The organism is Shinella sp. HZN7 (assembly GCF_001652565.1).
In the GTDB taxonomy this organism is placed as follows: Bacteria; Pseudomonadota; Alphaproteobacteria; order Rhizobiales; family Rhizobiaceae; genus Shinella; species Shinella granuli.
Genome location: NZ_CP015736.1, coordinates 65,275 through 78,075 on the forward strand (window position 1 = coordinate 65,275; position 12,801 = coordinate 78,075).

A 12,801-nucleotide genomic window follows, 5' to 3' on the forward strand; every position below is an offset into this window, starting at 1 on the left:
CTATCGGGTGATGGCGGTGATGATGGCGTTGCGCAATTCATCCAGCCCGCGGCCCTTTTCCGAGGAGGTGGCCAGCACCTCCGGATAGGCGGCCGGGCGCTTGGCGATCTTCTGCAGGGTTTCCTCGACGAGGCGCGGCACGCCGGCATCCTTGATCTTGTCGGTCTTGGTCAGCACGATCTGGTAGGAGACGGCCGCCTTGTCGAGCAGGGCGAAAACCTCCTCGTCGTTCTTCTTGATGCCGTGGCGGCTGTCGACCAGCACATAGACGCGCTTCAGCGTCGAGCGGCCGCGCAGGTAGTCGAAGACGAGCTTGGTCCAGGCGTCGACCTGTTCCTTCGGCGCCTGGGCATAGCCGTAGCCGGGCATGTCGACGAGCGCCATCGGCGGCAGGTCGTCCTCGGCGCCGGAGAAGCCGTCCGGGACGAAATAGTTGAGCTCCTGCGTGCGGCCGGGCGTGTTGGACGTGCGTGCCAGGCCCTTGTGGCCGACCAGCGCATTGATCAGCGAGGACTTGCCGACATTCGAGCGCCCGGCGAAGGCGATCTCCGGCGGTCCCTCGGGCGGCAGGAATTTCATGGCCGGCACGCCGCGGATGAAGATCCACGGCCTGCCGAACAGCGGCTTGTCGTCCGGCGACGTCGTCTCGGTCATAAATCGCGCCCTTGTTGTCCGGCCCCCGGCTTCCCGGTTTTGGCCGCGAAAGTCAAGCGCGCCGCTGGCGCCAGAACTCCACACCGAGATAACACAGGAGCGCCGCCAGCACGATGATGCCGCCGACGACGGTGCGCGCGCCCGGCACCTCGCCGTGGATGATCGCCACCCAGAGCGGCGCCAGAACCGTCTCCGCCGTGCCGAGCAGGGCGGCGAGCGCCGAGGGGACGAGGCGGGCGCCGGTGACGAAGAGGGCGAGGCCGAGGCCGAAATTGAGCGCGCCGAAAACGACGAGAATGCCGAGTTCCTGGCTGCTCACGGCAAAGCCGGAGGCCTGGCTTGCCGCCACCGCGCAGGCGACGAGCGTGCCGAAGAAGACGGCGGGCGTCATGCGCACATGGGCGAAGCGCCGGGTGATGATCGTCGCGGTGGCGAAGGCGAAGGCGATCAGCAGGGCGAGCGCATCGCCCATCATCGAGACGCTGCCGCCGAGCGATTCCGAGACCATGATGGCAACGCCGCCGATCACCGCCGCGATGGCGATCCAGGTGTGGAGGGCGATCCTCTCGCGGAAGAGCAGCCAGGCCATCAGCGCGGCGATCAGCGGCACGCCGGCCTGGATCAGCACGACATTGGCGACGGTCGTATAGGCGAGCGCGAGGATGAAGGACGTGGAGGCGGTGGCAAAGCACAGCCCCACCGCGATGCCGGCAAGGCCCATGCCCCTGAACAGGTGCACGGTGCCGCGCGGGCCGTCACGCAGCAGCATGAAGCCGAGCAGGAAGAGGGCGGCAAAGAGCGAGCGCCAGAAGACGACGGTCCAGCCGTCCTCGATGGCCAGAAAGCGCGCCAGCGTGCCGCCGAAGCTCCAGACGACGGCAGAGCCGAGCACGAGGGCGGCGCCATGGCCTTGCCCCCGTCTCTGCGGAAGCGTGGGGGTGATCGGAAGCGTGGAAGCGGACATGGTGCGCTCGCAAGGGCAAGTCCGGCAAAAGGGCGAGAAGCGGTTTTGCGTTCGGGCTTGCATGAAGACAAAGGGATCGCCGGGAGCATGACAGGGATGCGCCCGCGCCGCTTCCATGCCAGCGACGGGGCGATGTCGCAAGCGGGCCTTGCAGAAAAATCGGCAAAAGAAAACCCCGGCGCGAGGCCGGGGTTCTTCGAAATCCGCTTGGGTGGCCGTCAGGATGATCCGGCTTTCTTTCCGAGCAATCCCTTCAGATTGTCGAAGAGCTCGATCTTCACGCCGTGGCGCTTCATGATGATGCCCTGCTGGATGATCGAGAGCAGGTTGTTCCAGGCCCAGTAGATGACGAGGCCGGCCGGGAAGGTCGCGAGCATGAAGGTGAAGATCAGCGGCATCCAGGTGAAGATCATCGCCTGGGTCGGGTCCGGCGGCGTCGGGTTCATGCGCATCTGCAGGAACATGGTGATGCCCATGATGATGGGCCAGACACCGATCATCAGCATGTGCGGCACGTCGTAGGGCAGCAGGCCGAACAGGTTGAAGAGCGAGGTCGGATCGGGCGCCGAAAGGTCCTGGATCCAGCCGAAGAACGGCGCGTGGCGCATCTCGATGGTGACGTAGATCACCTTGTAGAGCGCGAAGAAGACCGGGATCTGCAGGAGGATCGGCCAGCAACCCGCGAGCGGATTGATCTTCTCCTCCTTGTAGAGCTGCATCATGGCCTGCTGCAGCGCCATGCGGTCGTCGCCGTGCTTGGCCTTCAGCTCCTCCATCTTCGGCTGCATCTTCTTCATGTTCGCCATGGAGGCGTACTGCTTGTTGGCAAGCGGGAAGAACAGGCCCTTGACGACGATCGTGGTGATCAGGATCGCGATGCCGAAATTGCCGAAATAGCGGAAGAAGAAGTCCATCATCTGGAACATCGGCTTGGTGAAGAACCAGAACCAGCCCCAGTCGATCATCAGGTCGAAGCGCGGGATGGAGTAGGACGCCTCATACTGGTCGATGATCGGCACTTCCTTGGCGCCGCCGAAGAAGAGGTTCTTGACCTCGACCGACTGGCCGGGCGCGATCGTGACGTCGTCCTGGCGGTAGTCCGCCTGGTAGCGCGGACGGCCGTCCTGGAAATAGGAGAAGCGCGTCTCGTAGGGCGTCGCCTGCGGCGGCACAAGGGCCGTCGCCCAGTACTTGTCGGTGATGCCGAGCCAGCCGCCGGTCGCCTTGCCGGGCGCGACCGCCGTGTCGTCTTCGGTCGTGGAATATTTGACCTCGTGCAGGCCGAGATCGCCGAGCACGCCGATGAAACCTTCGTGCAGCACGTAGACGGACGGATCGCTCGGCTTGAAGAAGCGCGTCGCGCGGCCATAGGGCGAAAGCGCGATCGCCGCATCCGTGCGGTTCTCGATGCTGTCGGCGATCGTGAACATGTAGTGTTCGTCGACCGAGATCGTGCGGGTGAAGGTGACGTTCTTGTCGTTGGTATAGGTGAGCTTGACGGGGGTCGCCTGCGTCAGCTTGCCATCGCCCTCCTGCGTCCAGACGGTCTGCGGGCCGGGGACCTGGCCGGTCGCCTCGCTGCCGACATAGCCGATTTCGGCAAAGTAGCCGTGTTCGGTCTCGGCGGGGCTGAGCAGCGTGATGATCGGGCTCGTCTTTTCGACGGTCTCGTGGAATTCCTTCAGCTTCAGGTCGTCGAAGCGGGCGCCCGTCAGGTTGATGGAGCCGGAAAGCGACGGCGTGTCGATCTCGACGCGGGCGGACCGGGCGAGCGCGGCTTCCCGCGTTTCGGTCGTGGTCGCCGTCGACGTACCGCCCGGCAGGGCGCCGCTCGTACCGGTCGCGGTCGTCGTCGTGCCGCCGGACGTGGTCGTCTGCTGGCTCTGCGCGGCCTGCTGCGCCTCGAGCGCGGCGCGGTCCTTCTCCAGCTTGGGGTTCACATAGAGGAACTGCCAGGCCACGAGGATCAGCACGGACAGCGCGATCGCCACGAAATAATTGCGGTTCTTTTCCATCACTCTTTCCCGGGAGCAGCAGGGCGCTGCTGCTGCTTCTGTTTCTTGACCGTCGCGATCCTGTCGTTGAGACGGGCTTCAAGGGTTTTGAAGGGGGCGCTCAACACGTCCCGTCTGGCGACAACCACATAGTCGTGTCCGGGCTCCATTGCAAACCCGGCCGATAGCCGCACCGCCTCTTTCAGGCGCCGGCGCATGCGATTGCGTTCCACGGCATTGCCGTGCTTCTTGGTAACGGTGAAGCCGACGCGGGGCGCTTCGTCCGGCATCTGCCGGTCGCGCACTTCGAGAAGGAACAGCGGTCCCCTGCGTTTCTCGCCCTCGCGCACAAAAAGAAACTGCGGACGGCTTTTCAGCCGTCCGACAGCAGGTTTTTCAACAGTTTCCGTCATATGCCCGTCGCCTCTGTTCGGGCAGGCACGGCCTTAGGCCGAGAGACGTGCGCGGCCGCGGGCGCGACGTGCGGACAGGACCTTGCGGCCGCCCTTCGTTGCCATGCGGGCGCGGAAACCGTGACGACGCTTGCGGACAAGCTTGGAGGGTTGGTAGGTACGCTTCGACATTTATTTAATACCGCGGTGTGCGGCCCTTCTTGGGTTTGCGTTACGCAAGGAGCGTTGAAGTCCGGCACAGGCTTGCCCTCGCGGGAAGCCAAGCTTTCCGGACGTGCGCGGCTTATAAGGGCAAAAACGGTCGAAAGTCAATTGCGGACGCGGCGACGCGCGCGACTGTCACAATGGTTAACGGGTGACACCTAAAAGTTGCATGTGAATTGTGCTTTGTCATGTTCCCGTCACGTAACGTGAGGCGCAATCCCCGGATTTTCCGGCTTCCTCTCCCGTCCTGCTGCATTAGGAGTTGCAAATACGCTCAATATTTGGGCGGTTGTATCAAAGTCTAATTAACTTTTAGCGTTTACTTTCCTCCATGAAGGCAGGTGGGTGAATCCCGCTTGCCATCCATCGTTCTTTGGAGTGTGACGTGAAGATACGCGGCAAGATCTACCTCATCGTGGGCTTGATGGGCCTTATTTCCGTCCTCATCGGCGGCATCGCCGTCCATGTGGTCTCGGAATACAGCGATAAGCTCCGCCAGTATGAGAATGCCGCCGACCGCGCCTTCCTCGGCGAGCACCTGAACCGCCAGGTCACGGCCGTCGTCATGGAAGCCCGCGGCATCTATGCCTCCAAGGACATGGACGGCGCCAAGAAATTTGCCGAAGGCATCGCCAAGGAACTCGACGGCATCGACAAGACGCTGAACGAATGGCGCCCGATCGTGCCGGAGGCACAGAAGGCCGCGTTTGACGCCGTCGTGGCGCGCGCCGCCGAATTCCGCACCTTCCGCATGGAAACGGCCCGCCTCGGCACGACCGTCTCCATCGCCGCGGCCAACGAACAGGGCAACAACGAGGGCAACCGCGCCAACCGCAAGGCCTTCCAGCAGGAGATCGACGCCGTCGTCCAGACGGACAACGAGAACCTCACCGCGATCAAGGCCGATGTCGCCGCCTTCGAAACCCTCATGCTGATGCTCGTGCTCGGCACGGTCGGCGTCGGCCTCGCGCTCGGTGGCGGCGTTGCCTTCTATATCGCGACCAACGAGCTCAGCCGTCCGATCCAGAACGTGACCGAGACGATGAACCGCCTTGCCGGCGGCGATCTCGACACGGAAGTGCCCTATGCCGGCCGCAAGGACGAGATCGGTGAAATGGCCGCCGCCGTCGCCATCTTCCGCCAGAATGCCATCACCGTGCGCGACCTCAACGCCCAGGAGGAGATCCTGCGCGAGAAGAGCGCCGACCTGCAGTCCTCGATCGCCACCGTCGTCCATGCCGCGGCCGCGGGCGATTTCTCCTCGCGCATCAACAAGGACTACCAGAACGAGGACCTCAACCGCTTCGCGCGCAGCGTCAACGAGCTGGTCGCCGGCGTGGAAGAAGGCATTGCCGAAACTCGCCGCGTCATCGGCGCGCTCGCCGAGGGCGACCTGACGCAGACCATGGACGGCGCCTTCCGCGGCGCCTTCGCCGAGCTGCAGCAGAACGTCAACGCGACGCTCTCCACCCTCCAGCGCACCATGCGCGAGGTGCGCGCCTCGACGGATGCGATCAACGCCAATTCCGGCGAGCTGCGCACCGCCTCCGACGACCTTTCCAAGCGTACCGAGCAGCAGGCCGCCGCGCTGGAGGAGACCTCCGCCGCCCTCGAGGAGATCACCGCCGCCGTCAAGAATTCGACGGAGCGGGCGAACGAGGCGACGACCATGGTCGGCGAGGCGACGCAGAGCGCCAAACAGTCGGGCGACATCGTGCGCAATGCGATCGGCGCGATGAGCCGCATCGAGCAGGCCTCGAACGAGATCAGCCAGATCATCTCCGTCATCGACGAGATCGCCTTCCAGACGAACCTCCTGGCGCTCAACGCCGGCGTCGAGGCCGCGCGCGCCGGCGAGGCAGGCAAGGGTTTTGCCGTCGTCGCCCAGGAGGTGCGCGAGCTCGCCCAGCGCGCCGCCAGCGCCGCCAAGGACATCAAGGGCCTGATCACCAAGTCCGGTGACGAAGTCTCCGTCGGCGTCAAATATGTGCAGGAGACGGGCGCGGCCCTCTCCGACATCGAAAGCCGCGTCGTCACCATCAACGATCGCATCCACGCGATCGCCACGGCCGCCCGCGAGCAGGCGACGGGCCTCCAGGAGATCAGCACGGCCATCAACCAGATGGACCAGGTCACCCAGCACAATGCCGCGATGGTCGAGGAGACCTCGGCTGCGACGCACAAGCTGAAGGGCGAGGCCGACAGCCTGGCCGACCTCGTCGCCCGCTTCCGCACCGGCGATGCCATGCAGCGCGTGGCGGCCGTGCGCGCCGAGACCCGTCCGGTCGAATCGCCCGCCCGCCGCATGATCGGCAATGTCGCCCGCGCCTTCGGCGGCAACCGCGGTGCCGCCACTGCGGCGGTCGCCCAGGAGAACTGGGAAGAGTTCTGATCGCTGCCCCTTCGCAGCGCGCAGACGGGCGCCCTGCGGCATTTGGTAGCCGGATTCCAGCCTTCAGCGCGGCGATCGCAGGATCGCCGCGTTTTTGCCGTCTCCGCGGCAACGTTGGAAAATTTGCCGCAATCTCCTATGATTGACTGAAATACGTCGTCGATCTCCAATCACGATGCGTTCGCCGCATTGCGGCCTGTCTGGGAGTTGAGACATGGTGGACAGAGACGGGACACCGTCCTTGACCGAGAAGCCGGTGCCGGCGGTCGGCTTCCTGTCCGGCCTGTCGGGACGGCTCCTGTTGGTCACGGCCATCTTCGTCCTGATCGCCGAGGTGCTGATCTTCGTGCCGTCGGTCGCCAACATGCGCCTGCAATGGCTGCGCGACCGCCTGAACACGGCCGCCGCCGCCAGCGTCGTCATCGAAGGCCTGCCGGACCACGAACTGCCGCGCCCCGTGCAGGAAGAGACGCTGATGGCGACCGGCACCAAGGCGATCATCCTGAAGCGGGAGGACGCCTCCCGCATGGTCGCCGCCGTCGACATGCCGCCGAGCATCGACGCGCAATACGACCTTTCCGACGTCTCGACGCTCACCGCCGTCTACGATGCCTTCGACACGCTGCTCTTCGGCGGCGAGCGCGTCATCCGCGTCTTCGGCCCGGTCGGCGAATCGAGCACGCGCATCGAGCTGCTGCTCGACGAGCGGGCGCTGCGCCGGGCCATGCTCGGCTACGCACGCAACGTCTTCATCCTGTCCATGATCATTTCCGTGGTCACGGCGAGCCCCATCTTCTTCGCGCTCAACCGCCTGCTGATCCGCCCGATCCGCCGCATGACCGCGAACATCCAGGAATTCGCCGCCGATCCGTCGAACCCGGCGCGCGTGCTGGAGCCGTCCGGCGGGCGCGACGAGATCGCCGTCGCCGGCATCCATCTCGCCGCCATGCAGCAGACGCTGCAGCGCACGCTGAAGGAGCAGAAGAACCTCGCCGATCTCGGTCTTGCCGTGTCGAAGATCAACCACGACATGCGCAACATCCTCTCCTCGGCCCAGTTGATGTCCGACCGCCTGTCGGATGTCGACGACCCCGTGGTCAAGCGCGTCGCGCCGAAGCTCCTGCGCAGCATCGACCGGGCGGTGGGCTATACCAACGAGGTGCTCTCCTACGGCCGCATGCGCGAGCCGGAGCCGCGCCGCCGCTTCGTCGCGCTGCGCCCGCTGGTGCAGGAGGTTTCCGAGGTGCTGGCGCTCGATTCGCGCAGCGACATCGATTTCGTTGCGCAGGTCGAGCCGGGTCTCCAGGTCGATGCCGACAGCGAGCAGCTCTTCCGCGTGATCCACAATCTGTGCCGCAATGCCGTCGAGGCGCTGTCGCAGGACAGCGGCGCGGAGCGGCGCACCGTGCTCGTCACGGGGCTTCGCACCGGCAGCGTCGTGTCCATCGCCATCGACGACAACGGCCCCGGCATGCCCGCCAAGGCGCGCGAAAACCTCTTCGCCGCCTTCCGCGGTTCCGTGCGCTCGGGCGGCACGGGCCTTGGCCTTGCGATCGCCCGCGAACTGGTGCTCGCCCATGGCGGCACGATCGCGCTGGTGGAGAAGCCGACGCCCGGCACGCTGTTCCGCATCGAGCTGCCGGACCGCCCCGTCCCCCTCGACGCCTTCCGCCACCGCGCCTCGTAATCCGGGGTTCTGCCGCTCCCTTTGTGACGGCCCGATGAAAAAAGTACATTATTTCTGCGAAAGACGCTTGCAATAGGCCGGAGGACCCTTTAGAGAACCGCCTCGCAGCCGGGCAATAAGCCCGCCACTGCCAGCGCACCCGTAGCTCAGCTGGATAGAGCACCAGACTACGAATCTGGGGGTCAGGAGTTCGAATCTCTTCGGGTGCGCCATTCTTTTCCCATTTCCAAAAGATGCCTGCCGGCCTCCTGCGGTCGTATATCGCCGTGCTCGGCTCTTGCCCGGCATTGCCGTTCGCGTGACCGATATGCCACGCAGGGACTTTCCGTGGCGGTCCTTGTCTTCGGGCTCTCTTCAAAACCGCCCGCCGCTCGGCTAAGCAGGGATGAGCGGTGCGAGGCATGCACCGGCGAAACCAGAAAGCGGAAGGAAGCGGGGCATGATGAACCGCGAAATGCCGCGCGTATTGCGTCGCGTGATCTTCGCCGGACTGCTTGCCCTTGCGGGGTGCGCCGGCCGGCCGGAAGGCGTGCTCGTGCCGAGCGGCGAAACGCCGGCGGGCGTCTCCACGGTCGACCTCCTGGTCGCCACCACCCGCGCGCCCTCGCAGCAGCCGGGCGTCCTGTTTTCCGGTGAGCGCGGCTCCGAACTCGTGATGCGCGACATCAAGGTCTCCATTCCGCCGGACGGCAAGCGCAAGGTCGGCCAGGTGCAATGGCCGGAAAAGCTGCCGGCCGATCCGATGAAGAACTTCTCGACCGTCAGCGTGACGCCGATCGACAGCGCGCAGAAGGGCCGCGCCTGGCTCGACGGGCATCTGCCGAAGAGCCGCCGCGTGCTCGTCTTCGTGCACGGCTTCAACAACCGGTATGAGGACGCCGTCTACCGCTTCGCGCAGATCGTGCACGATTCGAAGACCGATGCGGCGCCCGTGATCTTCACCTGGCCCTCGCGCGCCAGCATCTTCGATTATTCCTACGACAAGGAAAGCACCAACTATTCGCGCGACGCGCTGGAGGAGCTGCTGCGCGCGGCGGTCGATACGCCCGAGGTCGGCGAGATCACCATCATGGCCCATTCCATGGGCACCTGGCTGGCGGTGGAAACGCTGCGCCAGATGGCGATCCGCGACGGGCGCGTGCCGAAGAAGATCCAGCAGGTCATTCTCGCCTCGCCCGATCTCGACGTGGACGTCTTCGGCCAGCAACTGCGTGCCATCGGCACGGATCGGCCGCAATTCACGCTCTTCGTCTCGCGAGACGACCGAGCGCTGACGCTCTCGCGGCGCATTTCCGGCAATGTCGACCGGCTTGGCCAGATCGATCCCTCGCAGGAACCCTATCGCAGCATGCTGGAGAAGCAGGGCATCATCGTGCTCGATCTCACGGCGCTGAAATCCGGCGACAGCCTCAACCACGGGAAATTCGCGGAAAGCCCGGAGGTGGTGCGGCTCATCGGCAACCGGCTGATCGCCGGCCAGACCGTCACGGATTCCGAGGTCGGTCTCGGTGACCGCCTCGGCGCGGTGGCGCTCGGCACCGCCCAGACGGTCGGCAGCGTCGCCAGTATCGCGGTCTCCACGCCCATCGCCGTCTTCGACCCGGTGACACGCAAGAACTACAACGACCACTGGCTGCGCTTCGGTCAATCCGTGGAGGACACCGCGGTGACCGCGACCGGCCAGTAAAATGAAAAGGCGGCCCCCGCGGGAGCCGCCCTTCCTTCACAAATCCCGTGTGGGTCAGCGGACCCAGATGACCTCACGGGTATTGCGGTCGACCAGAACAGGACGCTGGTCGACATAGATGTAGCCGTAGCTGGGGCTTTCCGGCACCTCGACGATCTGCACGGTCTCCGGGATCAAGGCGCCGGCCTCGACCGGGCCTTCCAGCACGACGGGCTCCAGCGGATGGCGCTCGACATAGGTGATCGTCGTCTCCGGAATGTCGGCGGAGATGCTGGCCGTCGTTTCGATCTCCGGTGCGTAGATGACCTGGCGGTTATCGGTGCGCACGATCACCGGGCGATTGTCGACATAGACATAGGCGAGGTCCGGGTGGTCGGGGATCGGCGTCAGCGTGACGGTGTCGTCGAAGCGCGTGTCGGCGGTCACCTGGCCTTCCAGAACGACGGGCGGTGTCGGGTTTTCCAGCACATAGACGCGGGCGTCGTCCGGCACGGCGGCTTCCGCACCGATGGCAACGCCCACCGCGCCGCCGACGATGGCGCCGACCGGACCGCCCACGACCGCACCGGCGGCCGCGCCCGCAGCGCCGCCGGCCGCGCCGCCGAGGACTTCCTTGTCGCCGTCATCCGCATGGGCCGCGGTGGCGCCGATGAGCGCCAGGGCGGCGCCGGCCATCAGAAACTTACGCATGTCATTCTCCTTCGAAAACGGGTTTCCCACCCCTTCGACGGAGACAACGTCACGTTCTTCCTTCGGTTCCGCTGCGGACGCGGCGGCGCATCACGATGTGTAACGCACGTTAACCCGGTTCTCAGGCGATTTCCGCATCGCGCCGTGCGATCTCGTAGTCCTCGTTGTGCACCTGCAGGCCGTCTTCCGTGACGACGACGATGCCGTAGGCCGCGGGTTCGTCGACCGAGAGCGAGGCGTTCGGTGTGTCGAAGGGCATCGGCTGCTGGTGCACGGGGCTCTTGAGGATCGAGAAGGGAACGCCGCGATGCGAGCCGCCGATCGTGCGGTGCACATGGCCGGCGAAGATGTGGCGCACATTGCCGTGTTTCAGCACGATGTCGTAGAAGGCATCCTCGTTGGAAAGCCGGATCGCGTCCATGCCGGTAAAACCGGTCCTGTGCGGCGGATGATGCATGAAGAGGAGGACGGGCAGGTCGCCGGCGCCGGAAAGCGCGCTGTCGAGCCAGGCCAGGCGCCTTTCGCAGAGATAGCCGGCATGGCTGCGCGGATAATCGTAGGGCGGGGCGAAGAGCGTATCGAGAAGCACCGCGCGGCAGTCGTCGAAATCGATCGCCTGCTGCACGAAACCGTTCTCGTCCGGTCGCACATGGGAAAAGGTTTCGAGGAAGCGTTCGCGATAATCGTGGTTGCCGATGGTGATGGCGGCGGGAGGCACGAGCAGCGACAGGAGATCGCGCAGGCGCTCGTAGGATTGGGTGTCGGCACGGTGCGTCAGGTCGCCGGTGAAGATCACCCGGTCGGCATCGGCATGATAGCGGTTGACGTGCTCGATGCCGGCGAGCAGGCGCTGGTAGGGATCGAGGCCGATGATGGTCGCCCCCTCGGGCACCATGTGCAGATCGGTGAAGACGATGAGCTTGGTCATGAAAAGGTCTCGCAGCGGGCAGGGCATCCGGTGATGTCCGGACGCCTTTTCGTAGCGCGCGAACCTGTCGCGTGAAAAGCTGTTGGAATACCCGGCGATCTGATATATCAGAAAGCGAAGACGGCCGAGCTGGCCGAGACGGAGCAGATCGACATGAGATGGAAGCGCACGATCCAGTTGCTGGATGTTCATTGCGAAGGCGAGATCGGCAAGGTGGCGATCGGCGGCGTGCCGAAGATCCCCGGCAACACGATCGCCGAGCAGCTCAACCACATCAACACGGTCGATGACAGCCTGCGCCGTTTCCTGTGCCTGGAGCCGCGCGCGGCGGCGACGGGCTCGGTGAACCTGCTGGTCCCGGCCAAGCGGCCGGAAGCCGACGCCGGCTTCATCATCCTGCAGGCCGACCAGGCGCATGCCTCCTCGGGCTCCAACTCGATCTGCGTCACCACGGCGCTGCTCGAATCCGGCATCGTCGAGATGAAGGAGCCGGAGACCGTGGTCGTGCTCGACACGGCCGCCGGCCTCGTCAAGGCCACGGCGACCTGCCGCGACGGGCGCTGCGAGAAGGTCAAGCTCACCATGGTGCCGTCCTTCGTCGAGGCGCTGGACGTCGAGATCGACACGCCGCACTGGGGCCGCGTGCGCTTCGACATCTCCTATGGCGGCATCTTCTATGCGCTCGTCGATGTCGACCAGATCGGCACGAAGATCGAGAAGGGCAATGCCCGCGCGCTGGTCGATGCCGGCATGGCGCTGAAGGACCTGATCAACAAGGCGATGAAGGTCGTGCATCCGGAAATCCCGGAGATCAACGGCGTCGCCTATGTCATGTTCCGCGATCGCGATCCGGACGGCCTGGTGCGTACCGCCACCACCATGTGGCCCGGCCGCGTCGATCGCTCGCCCTGCGGCACGGGCAATTCCGCCAATCTCGCCACGCTGCATGCCCGCGGCCTTGCTAAGGTGGGCGATACGTTCCGCTCGCGCTCGATCATCGGGTCGGAGTTCGAGGTGGGGCTGGCAGCCGAAACGGTCGTTGCCGGCCGCGCGGCGATCATCCCCACCATCACCGGCCGCGGCTGGACCTTCGGCCTGCACCAGATCGCGCTCGATCCGACCGATCCCCTGGCGAACGGTTTTGCCATGACGGACACCTGGGGTCCGCAGGCGGGCGAGATCGTCTGA

11 protein-coding genes and 1 tRNA gene are annotated in these 12,801 nt (G+C 65.3%); 5 read left to right on the forward strand and 7 right to left on the reverse strand.

All coding sequences use genetic code 11. The features are described from left to right. The 5 genes from yihA to rpmH all read right to left on the reverse strand — a co-directional run bounded on the left by yihA (position 1) and on the right by rpmH (position 4,196). Positions 1 to 654, reverse strand: coding sequence for a ribosome biogenesis GTP-binding protein YihA/YsxC (gene yihA / locus shn_RS00325; RefSeq protein WP_064328667.1), 654 nt, complete (start codon positions 652 to 654; stop codon positions 1 to 3). Positions 655 to 706: 52 nt separating this feature from the next. Then, complete coding sequence (locus tag shn_RS00330) at positions 707 to 1,618, reverse strand: DMT family transporter (protein ID WP_084437677.1); 912 nt, start codon at positions 1,616 to 1,618, stop codon at positions 707 to 709. A gap of 218 nt (positions 1,619 to 1,836) precedes the next feature. Beyond that, a complete protein-coding gene (gene yidC, locus shn_RS00335) occupies positions 1,837 to 3,633 on the reverse strand; it encodes a membrane protein insertase YidC (protein ID WP_206362194.1) in 1,797 nt (598 codons plus the stop codon). After that, positions 3,633 to 4,025 carry a ribonuclease P protein component gene (rnpA, locus tag shn_RS00340; RefSeq protein WP_064328669.1) on the reverse strand — a complete coding sequence of 131 codons (393 nt, stop codon included), beginning with the start codon at positions 4,023 to 4,025 and terminating at the stop codon, positions 3,633 to 3,635. Before rnpA ends, yidC begins: the two co-directional genes overlap by 1 nt. Positions 4,026 to 4,058: 33 nt before the next feature. Further along, the gene (gene rpmH, locus shn_RS34820) at positions 4,059 to 4,196 is read right to left on the reverse strand and encodes a 50S ribosomal protein L34 (RefSeq protein WP_037405882.1); all 138 of its coding nucleotides are present in this window, start codon (positions 4,194 to 4,196) and stop codon (positions 4,059 to 4,061) included. A 418-nt stretch (positions 4,197 to 4,614) separates the two neighbouring features. Here rpmH and shn_RS00345 point away from each other — a divergent pair, with 418 nt between their 5' ends. The 4 genes from shn_RS00345 (at position 4,615) to shn_RS00360 (ending at position 9,995) form a co-directional block, all read left to right on the forward strand. After that, positions 4,615 to 6,621: a methyl-accepting chemotaxis protein gene (locus tag shn_RS00345; RefSeq protein ID WP_064328670.1), complete on the forward strand. Its 2,007-nt coding sequence runs from the start codon at positions 4,615 to 4,617 to the stop codon at positions 6,619 to 6,621. Positions 6,622 to 6,862: 241 nt separating this feature from the next. Next, positions 6,863 to 8,308 carry a HAMP domain-containing sensor histidine kinase gene (locus shn_RS00350; RefSeq protein ID WP_245337344.1) on the forward strand — a complete coding sequence of 482 codons (1,446 nt, stop codon included), beginning with the start codon at positions 6,863 to 6,865 and terminating at the stop codon, positions 8,306 to 8,308. A gap of 135 nt (positions 8,309 to 8,443) precedes the next feature. Then, positions 8,444 to 8,520: transfer RNA gene (locus shn_RS00355), tRNA-Arg, on the forward strand. A gap of 227 nt (positions 8,521 to 8,747) precedes the next feature. Continuing rightward, positions 8,748 to 9,995, forward strand: a complete 1,248-nt coding sequence (locus shn_RS00360; RefSeq protein WP_064328672.1) for an alpha/beta hydrolase — start codon at positions 8,748 to 8,750, stop codon at positions 9,993 to 9,995. Positions 9,996 to 10,049: 54 nt separating this feature from the next. Here the strand turns inward: shn_RS00360 and shn_RS00365 are convergent, their stop codons facing one another. After that, positions 10,050 to 10,685 carry a DUF1236 domain-containing protein gene (locus shn_RS00365; RefSeq protein WP_064328673.1) on the reverse strand — a complete coding sequence of 212 codons (636 nt, stop codon included), beginning with the start codon at positions 10,683 to 10,685 and terminating at the stop codon, positions 10,050 to 10,052. Positions 10,686 to 10,806: 121 nt separating this feature from the next. Beyond that, positions 10,807 to 11,613, reverse strand: a complete 807-nt coding sequence (locus shn_RS00370; RefSeq protein ID WP_064332369.1) for a phosphodiesterase — start codon at positions 11,611 to 11,613, stop codon at positions 10,807 to 10,809. A gap of 153 nt (positions 11,614 to 11,766) precedes the next feature. Between shn_RS00370 and shn_RS00375 the strand changes: the two genes are divergently transcribed. Next, positions 11,767 to 12,801: a proline racemase family protein gene (locus tag shn_RS00375; RefSeq protein WP_064328674.1), complete on the forward strand. Its 1,035-nt coding sequence runs from the start codon at positions 11,767 to 11,769 to the stop codon at positions 12,799 to 12,801.